Raw genomic sequence first — 24307 nt, forward strand, 5'->3', positions numbered from 1 at the left:
CCCTCAGTTGTTCCGCGTGGCGCACTCCGCGCACGTACCGAAGATCTCCACGGTGTGCGCCACGTTCACATACCCGTGCTCCGACGCGATCGCCTCCGCCCACTTCTCCACCGCGGGGCCCTCCACCTCCACCGCCTTGCCGCAGCCGCGGCAGACGAGATGGTGGTGGTGCTCGCCGGTGGAGCAGCGGCGGTAGACGGACTCGCCCTCGGACGTGCGCAGCACGTCGACCTCGCCGGCGTCGGCGAGGGACTGGAGCGTGCGGTAGACGGTGGTGAGCCCGACGGAGTCGCCCTTGTGCTTGAGCATGTCGTGGAGCTCCTGCGCGCTGCGGAACTCGTCGACCTCGTCCAGCGCGGCCGCCACTGCTGCCCGCTGACGGGTCGCGCGGCCCTTCACGGGCGGTCCAGCGGTCGTCACTGCTGCCTCCTCACGTCTCACCCTTGACCCGGGCCATTGTGCCAGCCCGGCGCCCCGGAGGTCAGGCGTTGATCTCCTCCCCCGTGCCGCGCGCGGCCGGAATCACGCACTCCGCCGGACCCCCGCCCGGCCCCGCGGCCGTGGCCGCGCGGGCGCGTCGGCGGGCCAACGGGGCCGCCAGCGCGGTCAGGACGACGAACGCGGCGATGGTGAGCAGGACGATCGTCGCACCGGGCGGCACGTCCTGGTAGAACGACGCGATCGTGCCGCTGACGGTCACCGTGATGCCGAGCGCCACCGCGATCGCGAACGTCATGGCGAAGCTGCGGGTGAGCTGCTGGGCCGCCGCCACCGGCACCACCATCAGCGCGGAGACCAGCAGCAGCCCGACGACGCGCATGGCGACCGTCACCGTCACCGCCGCCGTGACCGCCGTCAGCAGGTTCAGGGCGCGCACCGGCAGCCCCGTGACCCGGGCGAACTCCTCGTCCTGGCTGACCGCGAACAGCTGGCGGCGCAGACCGAGGGTGACCAGCACCACGAACGCGGCCAGCAGGCAGATCGCGAGGACGTCGGACGGGGAGACCGTGGACAGGGAGCCGAAGAGGTAGGTCGTCAGATTGGCGTTGGAGCCCGTCGGCGCCATGTTGATGAACATCACGCCGCCCGCCATGCCGCCGTAGAAGAGCATGGCCAGCGCGATGTCGCCGCGCGTCCTGCCGTACCAGCGGATCAGCTCCATCAGGAGGGCGCCGAGCACCGAGACCGCCGTCGCCATCCAGACCGGGGAGGTGGACAGCAGGAAGCCGAGGCCGACGCCGGTCATGGCGACGTGTCCGATGCCGTCGCCCATCAGGGCCTGGCGGCGCTGGACCAGGTAGATGCCGATGGCGGGGGCGGTGATGCCGACCAGGACGGCGGCGAGCAGGGCCCGCTGCATGAAGGCGTAGTTCAGGAAGTCCATCAGCTCAGCAGCCCCGTCCGGATCGGTTCGGCGCCCGCGGGCGCGTGCGGGTGTACGTGGTCGTGGCCCGGCAGCGCATGCTGGCCGACGGCTCTCGGGGGCGGCCCGTCGTGCAGCACGCAGCCGTCGCGCAGGACGACCGCGCGGTCGATCAGCGGTTCCAGGGGGCCCAGTTCGTGCAGCACGAGCAGGACCGTCGTACCGGCCGCCACCTGGGACTTCAGCGTCCGGGCCAGGATCTCCTGGCTGGCCAGGTCGACGCCGGCCATCGGCTCGTCCATGATCAGCAGTTCGGGGCGGGCGACGAGCGCGCGGGCGATCAGCACGCGCTGGTGCTGGCCCCCGGACAGGGCGTTCACCGAGTCCTTGGCGCGGTCCGCCATGCCGACCCGCTCCAGGGCTTCGCGTACGGCGTCCCGGTCGTCCTTGCGGAAGAGGCCGAAGCGGGTGCGGGCGAGGCGGCCGGAGGAGACGATCTCGGTGACCGTCGCCGGGACACCGCCCGCGGCCGTGGTGCGCTGCGGTACGTAGCCCACGCGGGACCAGTCGCGGAAGGCGCGCCGGGGGGTGCCGAACAGCTCGATGGCACCGTCGGCGAGCGGGACCTGGCCGATGATCGTACGGATCGCCGTGGACTTGCCGGAGCCGTTGGCGCCGAGGAGGGCGACGACCTCGCCGCGCGAGACGGTGAGGTCGATGCCGCGCAGGACCGGCCGGCCGCCGAGGTCGGCCCGCACTCCGCGCAGGGATATGACGGGTTCGCCGTGCGTCTCCATGCTGACTCCTGTCACTTGGTGCCCAGCGCCTGCTGAAGCGCCTTGAGGTTGGCGTTCTGGACGGAGAAGTAGTCCTTGCCGCGGGACTTGCCCGTGATCCCCTCGATCGGGTCGAGGACATCGGTCTTCAGGTTCGCGTCGTGCGCGATGGTCTTCGCGGTCTTGTCGCTGACGAGCGTCTCGTAGAAGACGGTCGAGACGTGGTCGGCCTTCGCCAGCCGCTCCAGGTCCCGCACGCGCGCGGCGCTCGGCTCCGAGTCGGGGTCGAGGCCGTTGATCGCCTCCTCGGTGAGGCCGTAGCGCTCGGCGAGGTAGCCGAAGGCGGCGTGGGTGGTGATGAAGACCTTGGACTCGGTGTGCGCGAGGCCGGTGCGGAAGCGCTGGTCCAGGTCGCCGAGCTGCTTGACCAGGGCCGCGGTGTTCTTCCGGTAGTCGCCCGCGTGCTCGGGGTCGGCCTTCTCCAGGGCCTTGCCGACGCCCTGGGCGACCTGGGCGTAGCGCACCGGGTCGAGCCAGATGTGCGGGTCCTGGCCGGCCGACTCCTCGCCCTTGCCGGTGTCGTGCGCGGCCGCATGTCCGCCGACCTCGTTGCCGTGGGCCTCCATGGAGACCAGGGAGGCGGCGTCCACCTTGGTCTTCACCGAGGACTGCGCGACCGCGGCGTCCACGGAGGGCTGGAGGTTCTTGAGGTAGAGGACGGCGTCGGCGTCGTCGATCGCGGCGATCTGCTTGGGGCTGATCTCCAGGTCGTGCGGCTCCTGGCCGGGTGTGGTGAGACTGGTGACGTGGACGTGGTCGCCGCCGATCCGCTCGGCGAGGAAGGACATCGGATAGAAGGACGCGATGACGTCGAGCCTGCCGTCACCGCTCGCCGCCGAGCTGCTCCCGGAGCAGCCGGAGAGGGTGCCGAGGCCGAGGGCGGTGACGGCGGTCAGGGCGGCGGCGGGTATGAGGCGTCCACGTATGTTCATGACAGTCATTTTCAACAAAAATGGAAACCGTTGTCAACAAGCTGCCCGAGATGCCCCCGAGGTGCCCGTATACCGGGGCCGATTTGGTCGTGGGGGAGCCTGCGCCGGTAACCTGAAGCATTCGCTGGAAGCATCTCGCTTCAACGCCCGTCGTCGTAATGAAGAGAGCACCGTGGCCGCCGACAAGATCGACACCATCGTCAGCCTGAGCAAGCGCCGTGGCTTCGTTTTCCCGTGCAGTGAGATCTACGGCGGTCAGCGTGCCGCCTGGGACTACGGACCGCTGGGTGTCGAGCTCAAGGAGAACATCAAGCGCCAGTGGTGGCGCTACATGGTGACGTCCCGCGAGGACGTGGTCGGTATCGACTCGTCCGTCATCCTGGCCCCCGAGGTCTGGGTCGCGTCCGGCCACGTCGCCACCTTCACGGACCCGCTGACCGAGTGCACCGCGTGCCACAAGCGGTTCCGCGCCGATCACCTCGAAGAGTCCTACGAGGAGAAGAAGGGCCACGCCCCGGCGAACGGCCTGGCCGACATCAACTGCCCCAACTGCGGCAACAAGGGCCAGTTCACCGAGCCCAAGCAGTTCTCCGGCCTGCTGTCCACGCACCTCGGCCCGACCCAGGACTCCGGCTCGGTCGCCTACCTGCGCCCCGAGACCGCCCAGGGCATCTTCACCAACTTCGCCCAGGTGCAGGTCGCCTCGCGCCGCAAGCCGCCGTTCGGCATCGCCCAGATGGGCAAGTCGTTCCGCAACGAGATCACGCCGGGCAACTTCATCTTCCGCACCCGCGAGTTCGAGCAGATGGAGATGGAGTTCTTCGTCAAGCCGGGCGAGGACGAGCAGTGGCAGGAATACTGGATGGAGCAGCGCTGGAACTGGTACACGGGCCTCGGCCTGCGCACCGAGAACATGCGCTGGTACGAGCACCCGAAGGAGAAGCTCTCCCACTACTCGAAGCGGACCGCGGACATCGAGTACCGCTTCCAGTTCGGTGGCAGTGAGTGGGGCGAGCTGGAGGGTGTCGCCAACCGCACGGACTACGACCTCGGCGCGCACTCCAAGGCCTCCGGCCAGGACCTCTCCTACTTCGACCAGGAGGCCGGGGAGCGCTGGACGCCGTACGTCATCGAGCCGGCGGCGGGCGTCGGCCGCACCATGCTGGCCTTCCTGCTCGACGCGTACGTCGAGGACGAGGCGCCCAACGCCAAGGGCAAGATGGAGAAGCGCACGGTGCTGCGCCTCGACCACCGCCTCGCCCCGGTGAAGGTGGCCGTGCTGCCGCTGTCCCGCAACGCGGAGCTGTCGCCTAAGGCCAAGGGCCTCGCGCAGGCGCTGCGGCAGAACTGGAACATCGACTTCGACGACGCGGGCGCCATCGGCCGCCGCTACCGCCGTCAGGACGAGATCGGTACGCCGTTCTGTGTCACCGTCGACTTCGACACGCTCGAGGACAACGCGGTGACCGTGCGCGAGCGCGACACGATGAAGCAGGAGCGGGTGTCGCTCGACCAGATCGAGGGGTACCTGGCGCAGCGCCTGCTGGGCTGCTGACCCCGGTCGCCGTCGCCGCCCAGGGGTCCCGCCCCCGGACTCGGCTCATGCCCGCCCACCGTCCGATCCCGTCGGCCGGTGGGCGGGCGCTTTCGCGTCGGCGCCCCCTCAACGCCCTTGCAGCGCCTTGACGTTGTCGCCGAAGGTCCAGTTCTTCGAGCCGTCCCAGTTGAGGGACCAGTCCATCAGGCCCTTGAGTGAAGTGCCGTAGTGCTGCCACGCCTGGGAGACCAGGGACGGGGACATGTAGCCGCCGCCCGCGCCGGGCTGGGCGGGCAGCCCCGGGACCTGCTTGTCGTAGGGGACCTTGACGGTCGTGCCCTGCACCACCAGGCCCTTGTTCAGGCAGTCGGTCTGGGCGGTGAAGCCCGCCACCGTGCCGGCCTCGTAGGAGTCGCCGGAGCAGCCGTACATGCTGCCGTTGTAGTACTGCATGTCCAGCCACCACAGCCGGCCGTTGTCCGCGTACTTCTTGATGACCGGCAGGTACGCGCCCCAGATCGAGCCGTAGGTGACGCTGCCGCCGGTGACGTACGCCGTCTCCGGGGCCATCGTCAGCCCGAAGCCGGCCGGCATCCGCGCGAGGATGCCGTCGATGATGCGAATCAGGTTCGCCTGGGACGTGGACAGTTGGTTGATGTTCCCGCTGCCCGTCAGGCCGGTCTCGATGTCGATGTCGATGCCGTCGAAGTTGTACTGCTTCAGGATCGGTACGACGGTCGAGACGAACGTGTCGGCGACCGCAGTGGAGTTGAGGTCGATGCCGGCCGTCGCGCCCCCGATGGAGAGCAGGATCGTCTGGCCGGACGCCTTCGCCGCGCACATCTCCGCGGGCGTCGGCACCTTCACCCCGGTGTCCATGCCGTCCTCCCACAGCGCCGTGCCGTCGGAGCGGATCACCGGGAAGGCCGCGTCGATGACGTTGTAACCGTGCGCGGGGATACGGGAGTCGGTGATCGGGGTCCAGCCGAAGGGCGGATGGACCCCGTTGGCGGCGCCGTCCCAGTTCTCCCAGTAGCCCTGGAGCACCTTGCCCGCCGGGCGGGACTTCACCGCGCAGGTGTCGGCGGCCGAGGCGGGGTGCGCGGCGGGGAGCTGGGTGAGACAGGCGGTCGCGAGGGCGGCGGCGAGCAGGGACAGCGAGCGGCGGAGCATACGGGCCTCCCGGGTCATGTCCTGGCATGTCCTGTACATGACGGTGCTCTGGTCCAGACCATTCGTCAATAGGTCTGGACCAAGTCGGCGATCGAGGCGGTGCGCGGCAGGGGAGGGGTGGGGTGACGAGTATGGAATGACAGATATTGAAATCTGTCAGCTGTCATGCCATGCTGGATCCATGACGACGACACCGCACACCCGAAACCTCGGCACCACCGGCCCCCGGGTCTCCGCCCTCGGCCTCGGCTGCATGGGCATGTCCGCGCTGTACGGAGAGGCCGACCGCGCCGAGTCCGTCGCGACCGTCCACGCCGCCCTGGAGGCGGGCGTGACCCTGCTGGACACCGGCGACTTCTACGCCATGGGGCACAACGAGATGCTGATCGGCGAGGCCCTGCGCACCGCGCCCGCCGCGCTGCGCGAACAGGCCCTGGTCAGCGTGAAGTTCGGCGCCCTGCGCGACCCGGAGGGCAACTGGAGCGGCTACGACGGCCGGCCCGCCGCCGTGAAGAACTTCGCCGCCTACTCCCTCCAGCGCCTCGGCGTCGACCACATCGACGTCTACCGGATCGCCCGCCTCGACCCGGACGTCCCGATCGAGGAGACCGTCGGCGCCATCGCCGAACTGATCGAGAAGGGGTACGTCCGCCATGTCGGCCTCAGCGAGGTCGGCGCCGGGACGATCCGCCGGGCCGCCGCCACCGCGCCGGTCTCCGACCTCCAGATCGAGTACTCCCTGATCTCCCGGAGCATCGAGCGGGAGATCCTGCCGACCACCCGTGAACTGGGCATCGGCATCACCGCGTACGGAGTGCTCTCCCGGGGCCTGATCTCCGGCCACTTCACCCGCGACCGGCAGCTCGCCGCGGGCGACTTCCGCGCCCACTCGCCCCGCTTCCAGGGCGAGAACCTCCAGCACAACCTGAACCTGGTCGACGCGCTGCGCGCGATCGCCGAGCGCAAGGGCGCCACCGTGGCGCAGACCGCCATCGCCTGGGTGCTCTCCCGGGGCGAGGACATCGTGCCGCTGGTCGGCGCCCGCACCCGGGAGCGGCTGACCGAGTCGCTCGGCGCCCTCGACGTGACGCTGGACGCGGCCGACCTGGCGGCGATCGAGGAGGCCGTACCGGCGGACGCGGCGGCCGGCGACCGCTACCCCAGCGCGCAGATGGCACACCTCGACAGCGAGCGCTGATCCTGATGCCGGGTACGGTCTAGGCATGGCATCGACCAGCGAGATCCTGACCGCCGAGCGCATTCTGGCGGCGACCGAGGAAGTGCTGCGCCGGCACGGCCCGGCCAAGGCCACCGTGGTGGACGTGGCCCGCGCGCTCGGCGTCAGCCATGGCAGTGTCTACCGGCACTTCCGTACCAAGGCCGCGCTGCGCGAGGCGGTCACCAAGCGCTGGCTGGACCGGACCTCCGGGAAGCTCGCCGTGATCGCCGCGGCGAGCGAGCGGGATCCCGAGGCCCGGCTGTGGGACTGGCTCGCCGCCCTGTTCGAGGCCAAGCGGCACAAGGCGGGCGACGACCCGGAGCTGTTCGCCACCTATACCGTGCTGACGGACGAGAACGGCGCGGTCGTCGGCGAGCACATAGCCGAGCTGACCGCGCAGCTGACCGGGATCATCACGCAAGGGGCCGGGTCGGGCACCTTCTCGGTGTCCGACCCGGCCGCCGCGGCCCGAGCCGTCTTCCAGGCCACCGGCCGGTTCCACGATCCCTGCTATGCCAGGGAGTGGACCCGGCCCGGCGTCGGCGAGGAGTTCACGGCCGTCGTGGACCTGCTGGTGCGGGGTCTTCGCTGACACCGTCGACCGGCGTCGGCGAGGACCGGGATCAGCCGGGCGTCGTCAGCTGACCTTCACGCTGACCGGCGAGGACATGACCTTGCCGTCCTTCGTGACCACACGCACCGTCTCGTTGCCCTTGGTGAAGGCGCGGCGGATGGTGAAGGTGCCGTTCCGGTTGACGGTGGTCGTGGTCCGCAGCGCGGTCCACTTGCCGTTCATCCGGTGCTGGAGGACCAGCGTCGTGCCGGCCTTCACGCCCTTGACGCGACCGGCGAAGGCCACGTTCTCGCCGTGCTTGACGGTCTTGTGGGCGGTCGAGACCGTGATGGAGCCCGCCGCGGCCGTCGCCGCCGCGGTCTTCGGCAGCGCCTTCTTGGTCGCCGAGCGCGTCGGCATCGGTTTCGGCTTCATCGTCGCCGTGCGCGTGGGCATCGGCTTCTTGGTCGTGGTCACCTTCGGGCTGGGGGTGCTGGTCGCGGCGAAGGCTCCGGCCGTACCGCCGGAGAGCAGCGCCACGGACAGTACACCGGCGCCCAGAGCACGGCCGTAGCGGTGGTGGCGGAGTACGGAGGTCATGGTTCTCTCCTGTCGCTCGATCGTTCGCTCGATCGGACGTAACCCAGGCTGACCCGACTTCGCTCCGTCGGCCACTCGAAGCGCTGCGTAACCGCCTCTGGTGATCTATGAAAGCGCAGGTCAGCGGCGTATTACGACAGTTTCCCCGACCCCTCGGCCCACCCTCCTCGTCAGCCCACCCTCCTCGGCAGCCGCAGCCCCAGCACCCCCGTCAGCACGATCCCGCCCAACTGCGCGAGCAGCGTGACGACCAGCGCCTCCCGCATCCCCACCCGCGGCGCCAGCGTGAGGAACAGCGTCCCCAGCGTCGCCACCCCGAGCGCCAGTCCCGACTGCTGCGTGGTGACCAGCACCCCACCGCCCACACCGGCCCGCGCCGTGGGCACCTCGGACAGCACCAGCCGCATCACATTGGGGAGTTGGAGCGCCTGCCCGGCCCCGGCCACCGCCACCCCCGGCAGCAGCGCGGCCACACTCACCTGCGGCCAGTCCCGCCACACGGTCCCCGCGATCAGCAGCACACCGACGCCCTGCACGAGGGATCCGGCCGGGATCACCCGGGTGCCGAACCGCCCCATCAGCCGCGGGCCCGCGAGCGACACGAAGAGGAACACCACGGCCATCGGCGCGAGCGCGAGTCCCGCCGGCACCGGACCCAGATGAGCACCCTGCTGGAGCGCCAGCGCGATCACGAACATGAACCCGCTGAAGCCGACCGAGAACGGCACGATCAGCACAAGGCCGCGGCGCAGCGAGGCGAGCCGCAGCAGGCTCGGCGGCACCAGGGGAGTGCGCCCCGCCCGGTCCGCCCGCCGCTCCACCAGCCAGAACCCGGCCGCCGCGAACGGGAACGCGGCCAGCGACAGCCACGTCCACAGCGGCCAGCCCGCCGCCCGGCCCTCGGTGAGCGGCGCGAGCAGCGTCAGCAGGGACGCCGCGAGCAGCGCGGTGCCGGGGCCGTCGACGGGCTCCGGGTGCTGCGAACGGGTCTCGGGTACGAGCCGTACGGCCAGCAGCAGGCCCAGCGCGACCACCGGCACGTTGACCAGGAACACCGACCGCCAGCCGCTGCCGGCGATGTCGGCGGCGACCAGGACCCCGCCGAGCACCTGCCCGGCCACCATGGACAGACCGGCCGTGGCGCCGTACAGGCTCATCGCCTTGGCGCGGCGCGCGCCCTGCGTGGCGGACTGGATGGTGGCGAGCACCTGCGGCAGCATCGCGGCGGCCGCCGCGCCCTGCGCCACCCGCGCGGCCACCAGGCTCCACGCGTCCGGTGCCAGTCCGCAGGCCAGCGAGGTCAGCCCGAAGGCCGCCATGCCGCCGAGGAACAGCCGGCGGCGCCCGAACAGGTCACCGAGCCGCCCGCCGAGCACCAGCAGCACGGCGTAGGCGACGCCGTACCCCGCGACCACCAGTTCCAGCACGGCCTCGCCCGCGTGCAGATCGGTGCCCATGGTCGGCAGGGCGACATTGACGATGAAGAAGTCGACCAGCGGCAGCGCCGCGGCCAGCAGAACGGTGAACAGCCCGGGGCCGCCGAGCACGGGTGCCGCGGTGGCCGCCCGGCGGGCGGTGTGGACGGTGACGGTCTCACTCATGCCACCGAGCCTGCGCCGCGGCCCAGACGGGTACCAGAGTGTCCTCATCCTGGTACCAGGAGTACCTGGAAACAGGCTGACCGGCGCGGCACCCTGGAGGGCATGGCCACCATGACGACCACCGCACCGGACCTGGGGAGCGCCGCGGGCGGCGCGGAGATCCGGCGGCACGAACTGGCCGCCTTCCTGCGCAGCCGGCGCGAACGCATCGCCCCCGAACAGGTCGGCCTGCCGCGCGGCCCCCGCCGCCGTACACCGGGACTGCGCCGCGAGGAGGTGGCGCACCTGTCCGCGGTCGGCGTCACCTGGTACACGTGGCTTGAACAGGCGCGTGCCATCCAGGTCTCCGTGCAGGTCCTGGACGCCCTCGCGCGCACCCTGCGGCTCGACGCCAGCGAGCGCGCCCATCTGTTCCAGCTGGCCGGCGCCAACGACCCGGCGCCGGGGGCCCGTTGCCCGAGCGTGACGCCCGCGCTGCGCGAGATGCTGGACCGGCTCGGACCGATCCCCGCCGCCGTGCAGAACAGCCGGTACGACATCCTCGCCTACAACCGTACCTACGCCCTCCTGATGGGCGCCGATCTGGACGAGATCCCGCCCGAGGACCGCAACTGCGTCCTGCTCGCCTACACCAACCCCCACTGGCGGGCCGCGATCGTGCACCTGGAGGAGACCCAGCGGCTCATGGCGGCCCGGCTGCGCGCGGCGCTCGCGGGTCATCTCGGCGAGCCCGCCTGGAAGGTGCTGCTCAAACGCCTTGAGGAATCACCGGAGTTCCGGGAGAACTGGGACCGCTACGAGGTGGTCGGGCACCGCTCCAAGACCAAGGAGTTCGTCAACCCCCATGTGGGACACCTGACGTTGGAGCACACCGATCTGTGGCTGGCCCCCGAACTGGGCGGCCGGATGGTGACGTACACACCGAAGAACGAGGAGACGCGCGAGCGTCTGGAGCGGCTCCACCGCCTGGCGCGGGGGAGCGCGGCCCAGGGGAGCTGATCAATCCGCCGCGTACGGGTGCGGTTTCGGTAAAAGATTCGAAATCTCCAGTTCAACAGGGTTGTCCTGTGCATGACTCGCTCGATGGGATGCGCGAGACCACTTCGGTCGACACCAGACCACTCAGGGGATTTCATGCACATATCCCGTACCGGGCGAGGCTTCGCCGCGGCCACCACCGGGGCCGCCGCTCTCGTCGCCGCCGCGCTGGCGACCGCCGCCCCCGCGAGTGTCGCCACCGCGACCCCCGCGGCCGTGCCGCACACCTTCGCTGCCCCGGCCATCGCCGGGCACACCCTCGCCCACGACGTGGACAGCCCGATCTCCATCGCCCAGTGCCAGGCCAAGTGGCACATCAACTGCTACACGCCGCTCCAGTACCGCACCGCGTACAACCTGAACTCGCTGTACCGCGAGGGCATCACGGGCAAGGGGCGCACGATCGTCATCGTGGACTCGTTCGGCTCCCCGACGATCCAGCACGACCTCGACGTGTACAGCAAGCAGTTCGGCATGGCGAGCGCCAAGGTCTCGGTCGTCAAGTGGGGCAAGGTGCCCCCCTTCGACCCGAAGAACAGCGACATGACGGGCTGGGCGGGCGAGACCACCCTGGACGTCGAGATGGCGCACGCCGTGGCGCCGGGCGCGAAGATCGTGCTCGTGGAGACCGGCGTCGCGGAGACCGAGGGCGTCACCGGCCTGCCGGAGATGATGAGCGCCGAGAAGCACCTGATCGACCACGGGGTCGGCGACGTCATCACGCAGAGCTTCAGCGCGACCGAGAACACCTTCCCGGGCTTCGGGAAGGGCGACTTCTCCAGCATCCAGAAACTGCGGTACGCGTTCAAGGACGCGGCCCGCAAGCACGTGACCGTCCTCGGCTCCTCCGGCGACGACGGCCCCACCAGCAGCGTCCTGGACGGCTCGGCCGACTACAAGCACCAGGTCAACTCCTGGCCGTCGTCCGACCCGCTGATCACCTCGGTCGGCGGCACCCAGCTGCACCTGAACGACAAGGGCGACCGCCTCAGCCCCGACAGCGTCTACAACGACCACGGCGCGGGCGGCGGCGGCATCTCCCACGTCTTCTCCCGGCCCGCCTACCAGAACGGCGTGAAGAAGATCGTCGGCAACCACCGCGGCACCCCGGACATCTCGATGTCCGCGGCCGTCGACGGCGGTGCCTGGGTGTACTCCAGCTACGACCCGACGGCCGTCGGCTGGGACGTCTACGGCGGCACCAGCGAGTCCAGCCCGCTCTTCTCGGGCATCGTGGCGCTCGCCGACCAGGTCGCCGGGCACCGCCTCGGCAACGTCGACGCCGCCCTCTACAGCCTGGCCAAGCACAAGGGCACCGGCATCGTGGACGTCAACGACGGCACGGACAACACCTACGCCGGTGTCACCGGCTACAAGGCCGTCAACGGCTACGACATGGCCACCGGCGTCGGCACACTGGACGCGCCGAGCTTCGTGAAGTCGCTGGCGAAGGCCGCGCGCCGCTGACGCGGACCACGCATCGCCGAACGGGGGAGAGCCGGCCCGGTGTCGTACCGGACCGGCTCTCCCCTCGTCTCGTCCGTGCCGGGTCAGACGCGGCCGGGGGCGCCCACCGCCTGGCGGATCTCCGTGGTCTCCAGCCGCCGCGCCGTGTGCTCGGCCGTACGGCGGGCCCAGCGGCCGCTGGTGAGCAGGCCCAGGGCGAGCACCGCGACACCGCAGACGGTGAGGATCCACCAGCCGGGACGGGCGGCGTCCACGAAGGTGCTGCGGTACGACGAGGAGCCGATGCCGGCGGCCAGGACCGCGCCGATCACCGCGACACCGAGGGTCTGGCCCAGCTGCCTGCTGGTGGAGGCGACGGCGGCGGCGACCCCGGCCTGGGCGCGGGGCATGCCGGAGACGGCCGTGTTGGTGATCGGCGCGTTGACGAAGCCGAAGCCGATGCCGAACAGGACGTAGCCGATGAACAGGGTGGTGTTCGAGGTCTCGGCCTCGAACAGCGCGAACATGAGGCCGCTGAGCGTCATGGCCGTACCGGCGATCAGGAGCGGCAGCCGGGGGCCCCGGGTGCCGACCAGGCGGCCGGACAGCGGGGCGCACAGGAAGGTCGGCGCGGCCATGGGGAGCATCCACAGGCCCGCGTGCAGGGCGTCGAGGCCGCGCACGTTCTGCAGGTACAGCGTCGACATGAACAGGAAGCCTCCGAGCGCGGCGAACGCGCTGACCGCGATCACGGTCGCCCCGCTGAACGGAGCGGAGCGGAAGAAGCGCAGGTCGATGAGGGGTTCGGCACGCCGGGGCTCGTACCGGAGCAGGGCGGCCAGCGCGGCGGCGGCGATCACGAAGTAGGGCGCGACCGAGGCGAGGCCGGAGTCGGGCGCCTGGATGATGCCGTAGGTCAGCGCGCCGAACAGGGCGATCACCAGCACCTGGCCCACCGGGTCGGGGCGGCGGCCCTTGGGGGCGCGGGACTCCGGGACGAAGCGCAGGGTGAGCAGCAGGGCCGCGAGGCCGATCGGCAGGTTGATCCAGAAGATCGCGCGCCAGCTCACGGACTGCACCAGCAGGCCGCCGACCAGCGGGCCGAGCGCCATGGATATGCCGACCACCGCACCCCAGACGCCGATGGCGCGGGCGCGCTCACGGGCGTCGGTGAAGGTGTTGGTGATGATCGACATGGCGACCGGGTTGAGCATCGAGCCGCCGATCGCCTGGACCATGCGGAAGACGACCAGCAGGGACAGGCTGGGGGCGAGCGAGCACAGCACCGAGCCGATGGTGAACACCACCAGGCCGGCCATGAAGACGCGCTTGCGGCCGATCCGGTCGGCGGTGGAGCCGGCCAGCATCAGCAGCGAGGCCAGAACCAGGGTGTAGGCGTCGATGGTCCACTGCAGACCGGAGGTGGTGGCGTGCAGATCGCGCTGCATCGAGGGCAGCGCCACATTCAGCACGGTGTTGTCGAGGCTCACGATCAGCAGGCTCATGCAGCAGATCGCGAGCACGAGCATGCGTCTGCGGGGACTCAACTCTGGCATGCGCGTCATCGTACGCCGACTTCGATAGTGCGTCTAACTAATGACCGTTACACGGGCTCCGGGCACCTCGGCCGGTGAGGGACAATGGTTCCTTGCCCCACGCTGTCCCTGCTGTCTTCGCTGTCCTTCCGTTGTACATCCGTTCCGGAGCCGTCTGATGACCCACCCGCTCTCCATCGGCCCGCACACCGTGACTCCGCCCGTCGTGCTCGCACCCATGGCGGGGATCACGAACGCGCCCTTCCGCACGCTGTGCCGCGAGTTCAGCGGGGGCAAGGGGCTGTACGTCAGCGAGATGATCACCACTCGGGCGCTGGTCGAGCGCAACGAGAAGACCATGCAGCTGATCAGGTTCGACGCGAGCGAGACCCCGCGCTCGATCCAGCTGTACGGCGTCGACCCCGCGACCGTCGGGAAGGCCGTCCGCATGATCGCGGAGGAGGGCCTGGCCGATCACATCGACCTGAACTTCGGCTGCCCGGTCCCCAAGGTGACCCGCAAGGGCGGCGGCTCGGCGCTGCCGTACAAGCGGAACCTGCTGCGGGCGATCCTGCGCGAGGCGGTGTCCGGGGCGGGGGACCTGCCGGTGACGATGAAGATGCGCAAGGGCATCGACGACGACCACATCACCTACCTCGACGCCGGGCGGATCGCGGTCGAGGAGGGCGTGACGGCGATCGCGCTGCACGGCCGTACGGCGGCGCAGCACTACGGCGGCACCGCCGACTGGTCCGCGATCGCGCGGCTGAAGGAGCATGTGCCGGAGATCCCGGTGCTCGGCAACGGGGACATCTGGTCGGCCGGGGACGCGCTGCGGATGGTGCGGGAGACCGGGTGCGACGGTGTGGTCGTGGGCCGCGGCTGCCTGGGCCGCCCCTGGCTGTTCGCCGATCTGGTCGCGGCGTTCGAGGGCCGCGACGACTTCCACCGGCCCGCGCTGCGGGAGGTCGCCGACGTGATGGTCCGGCACGCCCGGCTCCTCGGCGAGTGGCTCGGCGACGAGTCCAAGGGCGTGATCGACTTCCGCAAGCATGTCGCCTGGTACCTGAAGGGCTTCGCGGTCGGCTCCGAGATGCGCAAGCGCCTCGCGATCACCTCGTCGCTGTCCGAACTGCGCGCGGGCCTCGACGAACTCGACCTCTCCCAGCCCTGGCCCACCGGCGCCGACGGCCCCCGCGGCCGTACCTCCGGCAACAACCGGGTCGTCCTCCCGGACGGCTGGCTGAAGGACCCGTACGACTGCGCGGGCGTGACGGAGGACGCGGAACTGGACACGTCGGGCGGCTGAGCCGTTCCCGGGGCTCCGCCCCACCGGGGGCCCCGGACCCGGCCTCGCCCACCCACGACCCGGACTCTCGGCCGACGAGCTGAATCGCCGACGAGCTGAACCACCGGCCCGCTCCCGAAGCTCACGGCCGAAGGGCCGAGCGCGGCACCGGCCCATCACCGGACTTTGGACGGGAGAGCCGATCCGCCGGCCCGGCCCCCGAAGGCCGGCTGGACGGCTCGGGTCCGGAGGCCGGGAACCCGGTTCAGACGGTCATGGCCTCGTCCGGCACCGCGCCCAGGTCGCGCAGGGCCGACTCCGCGAGGAGCGGGTCCTCGTGTTCCAGGCCGGCCCGGGCGTGGGTGCAGCGGGTGGAGAGGTCGGGGCGGCGGGCGATCTCGATCTCCCGGGCCCGGAGCAGGACCCAGCTCTGTACGGGGCTGGGACTGCCACTGGACCGCCTTGGCGAACGCCTCGTCCTTGCCGGACTGCATCTCGGCCAAGCGGCCCGGCGCCACGACGGCGAGCGCGGCACGGAGGGCCTCCGGAGTCGGCTCGGGACGCGGGATCAGCCCGTGCCCGTGGTCGGCCCGAGTGCTCATGGTGTCCTCCAGGGGTGTCCTCCGAGGACATCCGGCGCCGGCACCGGCAGGGCGCTCATACGGGGCATGGTGATGCCTCGGACCGCAGCGCCCTGCCAGGTACCCGGCGCCTCCTCGTCGCCCCCCTACGCTCCCCCCACCGCCGTCAGCAGAGCCAGCGGGGCCGCAGCGGAGCGGGATTCGCGGGTGCAGGCGTGGGGGTAGGGGACCGGCTCGGGGTGGGTGGTGCGGGGGTAGCCGGCCAGGACCTCGGGGAGGCGGTGGGCGGGAGACAGGGACGCCGCGTCGACCAGCGCGTGCGCCACCGCCCGCGCCTCGTCGTGCAGGCCGTAGCGGGCCAGCCCCAGGGCGATCAGCGCGTTGTCGTGGGGCCACACGGAGCCGCGGTGCGGGGAGAGCGGATGGTAGGCGGGCTGCCCGGCGGCCAGCGTGCGCACGCCCCAGCCGGAGAAGAAGTCGGGCTCCAGCAGCCGCCGCCCCACCACCTCGCCGTACTCCTTGTCCAGCAGACCGGTCCACAGCAGATGCCCCGCGTCGGAGGCCAGCGCGTCGATCCCGCGGCCCTCGCCGTCCAGCGCCAGCGCCGGGAAGGACGCCTCCCGCATCCAGAAGTCCCGCTGGAAGCGGTCGCGCAGATCCGCCGCCGCCTGCTCCAGCAGCGCCGCGTACGTCTCGTCGGCCCATACCGTCCGCGCCACCCACGCCGTCCGCCGCAGCGCGTCGTACGCGTAGCCCTGCGCGCCCGCCGCCATCACCGCCCCGCTCGGCCGCGTACCGTCGGCGCGGCAGATCGCGCCGGGCGAGTCCTTCCAGTTCTGGTTGGCGAGACCGCCCTCGTCGGCGCGGTAGACGAGATAGCCGCGCGAGGTCAGCCCGCCGTGGTCCAGCATCCAGCCGACCGCGGCCCGCGCGTGCGCCTCCAGACGGCGGGCCGGCGCCAGGTCACCGGTCTGCTCGGTGTACGCGCCGAGCAGCACGAGGAAGAGCGGGGTCGCGTCGACCGAGCCGTAGTACCGCGCGTACGGCACCTGCCCGAAGTGCGCCAGCTCCCCGTGCCGTACCTCGTGCACGATCTTCCCCGGCTCCGCGCCCCGCGCGCCCCCGGTGCCGGTCGCCTGGGTCGAGGCCAGCGCGAGCAGCGTCGCGGCGGCCGGGCGGGGCCGGTAGGGGAGCGCGAACAGGGAGGTGAGCAGCGCGTCCCGGGCGAGCAGCGTCAGATTCCAGGGGGCGCCCCCGGCCGGCACCCGCAGCTCCTCGCCGTCCGGGCCCGTCGCCGGGACCTGGAGCGCCGCCAGATCCGTGAGCCCCCGCGCACAGGCCGCCGCCAGCTCCGGCCACCCGGTCGGGAAGGCCACGCCCTCCACGAACTCCGCCTCGGACGCGTCGAGTTGGGCCGCCATGGTGGACGGGTCCTTGGGTACCCGCAGCGCGCGCCGGTCGCCGTGCGGGCGCGCCATCACCCGCAGGACCAGCTCGCGCGTCCCGTGCGGCGGCAGCTCCAGCGTCCACACCAGCCGGCGGGCGCCCGTACCGGTCTCCTCCACCGCCTCCGGCGCCGGATCGGCCGTGATCGTCGTGCACGAACGCCATTCCGCGCGCCGGTAGGCGAACTCGATCCCGTCGTCCAGCACGATCCGCGAGCGCAGGGCACCCGCCTTGACGTACGTCCGGTGATCGGGCCGCAGCTCGAACTGGTCGGCGAAGTCCGCGTCCGCGGTGATCGCCAGCCGGATGGTCGTCGGCACCGGACGATTGCTCGTCACCCGGACCGTCTCCACGAACGAGCTGTCCCCGACGGCCTGTTCACGGAAGAGCGTGTGCGCGGGCGGCTCCGGACGCGCCCCGCGCGGTACGAGGACACAGCGCGCGGCGCCGTCGTCCGCGACCGGTGTGAGCACCTCGGGCACCGCGCCGTCCACGGTGAGCTGCCAGCGGCTGAGATGCCGGGCGTCGCGCACGAACAACCCGTCCGGGGAGCCGCCGCCCCGGACCCCGCTGATGTCGCCCCGATCGCCCACGGCGGCGAACGTCGCGCCGTGCACGAGCAGATGATGCCGGTCGGTCATCCCCGGTCCCTTCCCTCGTCACTCCTCATCGAACGTGCCGGTGCCCGCCTTGGACACGCCTCGCGACGGGCGCTTGAGCTCTTCATGCAGGTCGCTTGAGACGCCCTTTAGCCGCCAGAGCCGTCCTTCGTGCGCGGGAGTGGCCCGTCACCCGGGCCGGTCGAGCAGCCTGTGGTGCAGATCGAGCGCGAGCGCCGCCGTCCAGCCGAAGCCCATCGCGCCGCACGCCTCGCCCGTGTACGGATCGACGTACTCGGCGAAGCCGGACGCCTCGGCCAGCTCCAGCATCGCCGCCGCGAGCGCGTCGGCCGGCGCCCGCTCGCCGTGCAGCCGCAGCCCCCGCTCCACCAGCCAACTCGTGTTGAACCAGGCGGGGCCCCGCCAGTACCGGTGCGGATCGAACGCCTCGCCGAGCAGGTCGTAACTGGGCACGAGCCGGGTCGCGCCGCCGAGCCCGAAGTGCGGGCCGGTCAGCGTGCGCACGAGCGTGGTGACCAACTCGCGTGGAAGCATGGGGAGGAGGAGCGGGATCAGGCCGGACACCCCGCGTTCGGGGATCAGTTCGCCGCCGCTCACGTCCCGGCACAGGAACATCCCGGACTCCGCGCTCCACAGCCGCTCCACCAGCGCCGACGTCAGCCGCTCGGCCCGCGCGTGCCGGGCCGCCGGGCTCGCGCCCAACTCGGCCGCGATATGGGCGAGGGCGTGCTCGGAGGCGATGAGCAGGGCGTTGAAGGACGGGTCCTCCACCGCGAACTCCCCGTGCCCGTCCTCGTATCGGCGGTCCCGGTACTCGACGGCCAGCCGTACGTACCGCCCGTAGTCCAGATCCGTCGGCCGGTCCTCCGGCGCGCCGTGGTCCAGGTCGGCCCGGCGGAAGGAGCGGGCCGGCGCCGGGTCGATCCGCGCGAGCGGCGCGTCCCAGCAGGGGCTGTTGTCCATCCCCTGCTCCCAGGGGTGTACGACGGACACCAGACCGCCGCCGCCCAGGTCCCGGTGCCGCAGCAGATAGCGGTGCCAGGCCGCCAGCCTCGGATGGACCCGGGCCAGAAAGCCCCGGGCGTGCGAGAGTCCGGGGTCGGCGCGGTGCACCAGCCAGGCCGCCAGCGCGTGCACCGGTGGCTGCACGATGCCGGACGTCTGTACGGTGCGCGGGGCGCCCGCCGCGCGTCCCGCGGTGGTGGAGCGCCAGAAGTCGGGGCCGGGGAAGTAGGCGTCGAGGGGGACGGAGGGGTTGAAGACGATGTGCGGCACGCGCCCGTCCGCCCACTGGGCGGCCAGCAGCGTCTCCAGCTCGGTCTGCGCGCGCAGCGGCGACAGATGCCGCAGCCCGATCGCGATGAACGCCGAGTCCCAGGACCACTGGTGCGGATACAGGCCCTGGGAGGGGACCGTCGAGGCGCCCGTCCAGTTGGCGTCGAGCACCCGCGCGGCCCGTACCGGCAGGGCGGACGGGGACGCGTACGACAGCGCGTGGGCGGTGAGTTGGGCGGTGCGGTCCACTCGGGGCTCCCCCAAGACGACGACGTCCGGACGCACGGCCGACGCGGTTCGGCATCGGCCGCCGTAGAGTTACGTCTATTTAACACGCAAAACCCACTATGTAATGCACGCTTGGGAAACACAAGGGGGTGCGCATGACCGGACGTCCGGGGAGGACCGGGATGAACTCCAGAAGCGGCAGTCAGGCAGGCGCCGGGGATCTGCTCGAACTGGTGCGCAGCGGACGGGCGGTGACCCGGGGCGCGCTCCAGCAGGCGACCGGGCTGTCCCGGGCGACCGTCGGCCAGCGCCTGGACCGGCTGTTCCGGGCCGGCTGGCTGCGCGAGGGCGCCGGCGGCCCGGTCGAGTCGCCGCTCGGCGGACGCCCTTCCATCACCCTGGAGTTCGACGGCGACCACGCGGTCGTCCTCGCCGCCGACCTCGACACCCGGCACGCGCGCGCCGCCGTGCTCTCCCTGACCGGCGAGATCCTGGCCGAGCACTCCGGCACCCTGGTGATCGAGGAGGGACCGGATCTGGTCCTCGCCGAACTCGGGCGCTGGTTCGGCGAGTTGCTGGAGAAGGCCGGGCAGCGGCCGGGGGAGGTGTGCGGCATCGGGCTCGCGGTCCCGGGCCCGGTGGACAGCGCGACCGGCCGGGTGGTGCAGCCCCCGATGATGCCCGGCTGGGACGGCTACGACGTAACGGGCCGCCTCTCCCGCGCCCTCACCGAACACACCGGGGCGCCACCGGTCCCGGTCCTGGTGGACAACGACGCCAACCTGATGGCGTACGGCGAACAGCGCGCCGGGCACCCGGACTGCGCGGCCTTCGTCCTGGTCAAGGTGTCCACCGGCATAGGCGCGGGAGTCGTGGTCGACGGCTCCATATACCGGGGCATCGACGGCGGCGCGGGCGACATCGGGCACATAAGGGTGGGCGCGGACGCGCTGTGCCGGTGCGGTTCGTACGGCTGTCTCGCCGCCGTCGCCAGCGGTGGCGCGGTGGCCCGGCGGCTGGCGTCCTCCGGGGTGCCGGCCGCCTCCGGCTCGGACGTACGGGACCTGCTGGCGGCGGGGCACCCGGAGGCGGCGGCGCTGGCCCGGGAGGCGGGGCGCAGGGTCGGGGACGTCCTGGCGACCGTCGTCACGCTGCTCAACCCGGGCGTGCTGATGATCGCCGGAGACTTGGCCGGAACTCCCTTCCTCACCGGCGTACGGGAACTGCTCTACCAGCGGGCGCTGCCGCGCTCCACGGCCCACCTGGACGTGGTCACCTCCCGGCTCGGAGAGCGAGCCGCGCTCATCGGAGCGGGGGCGCTCGTGGTGGAACACCTGTATGCGCCGGAGCGGGTGGAGGAGCGGTTGCGGGCGCTGGGGGTGTGAGGGCGCGCCGGAGCGGGGTCCGGATGGTGAAATCCGGGGCTCTGTGACAGCGTGATTCTCGCCACCCCTGATAAGGGTTGCGCTCAGATGAGCGATTGGAGGGTGGCTGCACTTCTCCAAAGGGTGGCACTGGGTGCCACCCTTTGATCGTTCATCGATCGAACTCAGGCGTGGCGCGTGGCGCTCATGTGAGCACTAAATCCACTCATCCGGCGGGTTTGCCTTCAAGAAGTGAACACGTGCTGGCGTGTCGGCTTGCCAAGCTTTGACTTTCGATCCGCTGGCGGACGGGTGGTTACATGCACATGACCCGCAAGTGGACGTACCCATGTGCCTTCGATCTGGGTATGTTCCTGGCCGTCAGGGCAGCCACCGTGGCCTCAAGGAGTCGAGTCCCGTGTCGGAAAACAAAGCACCCCACGTAGCGAAGTTCGTTTACGACTTCACCGAGGGAAACAAGGACCTCAAAGACCTCCTCGGTGGCAAGGGCGCGAACCTCGCCGAGATGACCAACCTGGGTCTTCCGGTTCCTCCCGGTTTCACCATCACCACGGAGGCCTGCAAGGGCTACCTGGAGAACGGCGAGGAGCCGGCGGCACTGCGTGACGAGGTGAGTGCGCACCTCGACGCCCTCGAAGCCCGCATGGGCAAGAAGCTCGGCCAGGCGGACGACCCGCTGCTGGTGTCGGTGCGCTCGGGCGCCAAGTTCTCCATGCCCGGCATGATGGACACGGTCCTCAACATCGGCCTGTCGGACAAGTCGGTCCAGGGCCTGGCCAAGCAGGCCGGCGACGAGCGCTTCGCGTGGGACTCCTACCGCCGCCTCATCCAGATGTTCGGCAAGACCGTCCTCGGCGTCGAGGGCGACCTCTTCGAGGAGGCCCTGGAGAAGGCCAAGGACGCCAAGAAGGTCAAGGTCGACACCGACCTGGAGGCCGCCGACCTCAAGAAGCTGGTCACCGCCTTCAAGAAGATCGTCAAGAAGGAGGCCGGCCGGGACTTCCCGCAGGACCCGCGGGAGCAGATGGACCTCGCCATCAAGGCCGTCTTCGAGTCCTGGAACGGCGACCGCGCCAAGCTCTACCGCCGCCAGGAGCGCATCCCGCACGACCTCGGCACCGCCGTCAACGTCTGCTCGATGGTCTTCGGCAACCTCGGCCCCGACTCCGGCACCGGCGTCGCCTTCACCCGGGACCCCGCCTCCGGCCACCAGGGCGTCTACGGCGACTACCTCCAGAACGCCCAGGGCGAGGACGTGGTGGCGGGCATCCGCAACACCGTCCCGCTGGCGGAGCTGGAGCAGATCGACAAGAAGTCGTACGACCAGCTGATGCAGATCATGGAGACGCTGGAGAACCACTACAAGGACCTCTGCGACATCGAGTTCACGATCGAGCGCGGTCAGCTGTGGATGCTCCAGACCCGGGTCGGCAAGCGCACCGCGGGCGCCGCGTTCCGCATCGCCACCCAGCTGGTCGACCAGGGCCTGATCGACGAGACCGAGGCGCTCCAGCGCGTCACCGGCGCCCAGCTGGCCCAGCTGATGTTCCCGCGCTTCGACGAGAAGGCGAAGGTCGAGCAGGTCGGGCGCGGCATCGCGGCGTCGCCGGGCGCGGCGGTCGGCAAGGCGGTCTTCGACTCGTACACGGCCGTCAAGTGGTCGCGCTCGGGCGAGAAGGTCATCCTGGTCCGCCGGGAGACCAACCCCGACGACCTCGACGGCATGATCGCGGCCGAGGGCATCCTGACCTCGCGCGGCGGCAAGACCTCCCACGCGGCCGTGGTCGCGCGCGGCATGGGCAAGACCTGTGTGTGCGGCGCGGAGGAGCTGGAGGTCGACACCAAGCGGCGCCGTATGACGGTCCCCGGCGGCCATGTGGTCGAGGAGGGCGACGTCATCTCCATCGACGGCTCCACCGGCAAGGTCTACCTGGGCGAGGTCCCGGTGGTCCCCTCCCCGGTCGTGGAGTACTTCGAGGGCCGGATGCACCCGGGCGCGGACGACGCGGACGAGCTGGTCGAGGCCGTGCACCGGATGATGGCCTTTGCCGACCGCAAGCGCCGGCTGCGGGTGCGGGCCAACGCGGACAACGCCGAGGACGCGCTGCGCGCCCGCCGCTTCGGCGCCCAGGGCATCGGCCTGTGCCGCACCGAGCACATGTTCCTCGGTGAGCGCCGCGAGATGGTCGAGAAGCTGATCCTCGCGGACACGGGCGAGGAGCGCGAGGCGGCTCTCACCGAGCTGCTCCCGCTCCAGAAGAAGGACTTCGTCGAACTGTTCGAGGCGATGGACGGCCTGCCCGTCACCGTCCGCCTCCTCGACCCGCCGCTGCACGAGTTCCTGCCCGACATCACGGAGCTCTCGGTCCGCGTGGCCCTCGCCGAGTCCCGCCAGGAGCCGCACGAGAACGACCTGCGCCTGCTCCAGGCCGTGCACCGGCTGCACGAGCAGAACCCCATGCTGGGCCTGCGCGGCGTCCGCCTCGGCCTGGTCATCCCCGGTCTGTTCGCCATGCAGGTCCGCGCGATCGCCGAGGCCGCCGCGGAGCGCAAGTCGGCGAAGGGCGACCCGCGCGCCGAGATCATGATCCCGCTCGTGGGCACGGTCCAGGAGCTGGAGATCGTCCGCGAGGAGGCCGACAAGGTCATCGCGGAGGTCCAGGCGGCGACGGGCACCGAGCTGAAGCTGGCGATCGGCACGATGATCGAACTGCCCCGGGCCGCGCTGACCGCCGGTCAGATCGCGGAGGCGGCGGAGTTCTTCTCCTTCGGCACCAACGACCTCACGCAGACGGTCTGGGGCTTCAGCCGGGACGACGTGGAGGCATCCTTCTTCACGGCCTACCTGGAGAAGGGCATCTTCGGCGTCTCCCCCTTCGAGACGATCGACAAGGACGGCGTGGGCTCCCTGGTGAAGCTGGCCGCGGAGGCCGGCCGCCGCACCCGCCCCGACCTCAAGCTCGGCGTCTGCGGCGAGCACGGCGGCGACCCGGAGTCCGTCCACTTCTTCCACGAGGTCGGCCTGGACTACGTCTCCTGCTCCCCGTTCCGCATCCCGGTCGCCCGCCTCGAAGCGGGCCGCGCGGCCACCCAGTCCACGGGCAGCGACCACCGCTGAACCCCGGGCCCGCCGCCGGTCCCCGACCCTCAACCGACCGACGACGCCCCGGCGCACGAAAGAGGCGGCACCCTGTGCGGGGGTGCCGCCTCTCGGCGCATCATCTGCGAAGCCTGTCCAGTGAGCTGCTGACCAGGAAAAACGACGTTTCCCATCGTTGGTTGGCGTTGAGCTTGTCTGAAGCCGTTGTGCCTCCGGGGCGGCTGTGATCAAGGTCTACACCCACACGTCACTTGGATGAGCAGCGGAAGGCGTTCCGGAGCTGGGGGACATCTCATTTTGACGCGTACTTGAGGCACTGGCGATTCTCTGGCGCCTCGCCGAACCAGCCTTGCGGTTTGAGCCAAGGCGTCCTTCACATGTTGCGTTTGTTTCGACTATTGCGGATACTTCTGATAGTGACACGGTGCTGGTGATCACTATGGAATCCGCCACCAACCAACGATCTCACGACGGAGGAGCCCGATGTCGCCGCCAACGACCACGGGGCCGTTGTCGTCTTCAGCCCGCCACCGCGCCAACGATGGCTGGGC

General features: G+C 71.0%; 19 protein-coding genes. 8 read left to right on the forward strand and 11 right to left on the reverse strand.

What is annotated here, in order from left to right; genetic code table 11:
- Positions 1–3 precede the first annotated feature (3 nt).
- From QHG49_RS23695 to QHG49_RS23710, 4 genes are all read right to left on the reverse strand, one after another.
- Positions 4–420, reverse strand: coding sequence for a Fur family transcriptional regulator (locus tag QHG49_RS23695; protein ID WP_086807036.1), 417 nt, complete (start codon positions 418–420; stop codon positions 4–6).
- A gap of 61 nt (positions 421–481) precedes the next feature.
- Positions 482–1384, reverse strand: coding sequence for a metal ABC transporter permease (locus QHG49_RS23700; protein WP_301491167.1), 903 nt, complete (start codon positions 1382–1384; stop codon positions 482–484).
- Entirely contained in the window at positions 1384–2160 is a 777-nt protein-coding gene (locus tag QHG49_RS23705) for a metal ABC transporter ATP-binding protein (RefSeq protein WP_159701214.1), read from the reverse strand. Before QHG49_RS23705 ends, QHG49_RS23700 begins: the two co-directional genes overlap by 1 nt.
- Before the next feature lie 11 nt (positions 2161–2171).
- Positions 2172–3131 carry a metal ABC transporter substrate-binding protein gene (locus QHG49_RS23710; protein WP_145488280.1) on the reverse strand — a complete coding sequence of 320 codons (960 nt, stop codon included), beginning with the start codon at positions 3129–3131 and terminating at the stop codon, positions 2172–2174.
- A 172-nt stretch (positions 3132–3303) separates the two neighbouring features.
- Between QHG49_RS23710 and QHG49_RS23715 the strand changes: the two genes are divergently transcribed.
- Positions 3304–4686, forward strand: coding sequence for a glycine--tRNA ligase (locus tag QHG49_RS23715; protein WP_145488281.1), 1383 nt, complete (start codon positions 3304–3306; stop codon positions 4684–4686).
- 108 nt (positions 4687–4794) lie between these two features.
- On the opposite strand, the gene QHG49_RS23720 is transcribed toward QHG49_RS23715, so the two are convergent.
- Positions 4795–5841, reverse strand: coding sequence for a chitinase (locus tag QHG49_RS23720; RefSeq protein ID WP_301491170.1), 1047 nt, complete (start codon positions 5839–5841; stop codon positions 4795–4797).
- A 181-nt stretch (positions 5842–6022) separates the two neighbouring features.
- On the opposite strand from QHG49_RS23720, the gene QHG49_RS23725 reads away from it, so the two are divergent.
- Positions 6023–7039 carry an aldo/keto reductase gene (locus QHG49_RS23725; RefSeq protein WP_145488285.1) on the forward strand — a complete coding sequence of 339 codons (1017 nt, stop codon included), beginning with the start codon at positions 6023–6025 and terminating at the stop codon, positions 7037–7039.
- 25 nt (positions 7040–7064) lie between these two features.
- Positions 7065–7652: a TetR/AcrR family transcriptional regulator gene (locus QHG49_RS23730; RefSeq protein WP_301491173.1), complete on the forward strand. Its 588-nt coding sequence runs from the start codon at positions 7065–7067 to the stop codon at positions 7650–7652.
- 45 nt (positions 7653–7697) lie between these two features.
- Here the strand turns inward: QHG49_RS23730 and QHG49_RS23735 are convergent, their stop codons facing one another.
- A complete protein-coding gene (locus tag QHG49_RS23735; RefSeq protein WP_301491175.1) occupies positions 7698–8213 on the reverse strand; it encodes a hypothetical protein in 516 nt (171 codons plus the stop codon).
- 170 nt (positions 8214–8383) lie between these two features.
- Positions 8384–9814: an MFS transporter gene (locus tag QHG49_RS23740; protein WP_301491176.1), complete on the reverse strand. Its 1431-nt coding sequence runs from the start codon at positions 9812–9814 to the stop codon at positions 8384–8386.
- Between the two features lie 102 nt (positions 9815–9916).
- On the opposite strand from QHG49_RS23740, the gene QHG49_RS23745 reads away from it, so the two are divergent.
- A complete protein-coding gene (locus tag QHG49_RS23745) occupies positions 9917–10813 on the forward strand; it encodes a helix-turn-helix transcriptional regulator (RefSeq protein ID WP_145488293.1) in 897 nt (298 codons plus the stop codon).
- A 135-nt stretch (positions 10814–10948) separates the two neighbouring features.
- Positions 10949–12319 carry a S8 family serine peptidase gene (locus QHG49_RS23750; protein ID WP_159701206.1) on the forward strand — a complete coding sequence of 457 codons (1371 nt, stop codon included), beginning with the start codon at positions 10949–10951 and terminating at the stop codon, positions 12317–12319.
- Positions 12320–12402: 83 nt separating this feature from the next.
- Here QHG49_RS23750 and QHG49_RS23755 read toward each other — a convergent pair whose 3' ends face one another.
- Positions 12403–13854, reverse strand: coding sequence for an MFS transporter (locus QHG49_RS23755; RefSeq protein ID WP_301491179.1), 1452 nt, complete (start codon positions 13852–13854; stop codon positions 12403–12405).
- A 157-nt stretch (positions 13855–14011) separates the two neighbouring features.
- Here QHG49_RS23755 and dusB point away from each other — a divergent pair, with 157 nt between their 5' ends.
- Entirely contained in the window at positions 14012–15142 is a 1131-nt protein-coding gene (gene dusB / locus QHG49_RS23760) for a tRNA dihydrouridine synthase DusB (RefSeq protein WP_145488298.1), read from the forward strand.
- A 244-nt stretch (positions 15143–15386) separates the two neighbouring features.
- Here the strand turns inward: dusB and QHG49_RS23765 are convergent, their stop codons facing one another.
- The 3 genes from QHG49_RS23765 to QHG49_RS23775 all read right to left on the reverse strand — a co-directional run bounded on the left by QHG49_RS23765 (position 15387) and on the right by QHG49_RS23775 (position 19292).
- A complete protein-coding gene (locus QHG49_RS23765) occupies positions 15387–15656 on the reverse strand; it encodes a hypothetical protein (RefSeq protein WP_370530503.1) in 270 nt (89 codons plus the stop codon).
- 192 nt (positions 15657–15848) lie between these two features.
- On the reverse strand, positions 15849–17789 hold the full coding sequence (locus tag QHG49_RS23770; RefSeq protein ID WP_301491180.1) for a glycogen debranching N-terminal domain-containing protein: 1941 nt from the start codon (positions 17787–17789) through the stop codon (positions 15849–15851).
- Between the two features lie 147 nt (positions 17790–17936).
- Entirely contained in the window at positions 17937–19292 is a 1356-nt protein-coding gene (locus tag QHG49_RS23775; protein WP_301491182.1) for a trehalase family glycosidase, read from the reverse strand.
- Between the two features lie 134 nt (positions 19293–19426).
- Between QHG49_RS23775 and QHG49_RS23780 the strand changes: the two genes are divergently transcribed.
- Complete coding sequence (locus tag QHG49_RS23780; protein ID WP_186337883.1) at positions 19427–20656, forward strand: ROK family protein; 1230 nt, start codon at positions 19427–19429, stop codon at positions 20654–20656.
- Positions 20657–21053: 397 nt separating this feature from the next.
- Positions 21054–23774, forward strand: coding sequence for a pyruvate, phosphate dikinase (gene ppdK / locus QHG49_RS23785; RefSeq protein WP_145488306.1), 2721 nt, complete (start codon positions 21054–21056; stop codon positions 23772–23774).
- Positions 23775–24307 lie beyond the last annotated feature (533 nt).

This window comes from Streptomyces sp. WP-1 (assembly GCF_030450125.1).
Classification (GTDB): Bacteria; Actinomycetota; Actinomycetes; order Streptomycetales; family Streptomycetaceae; genus Streptomyces; species Streptomyces incarnatus.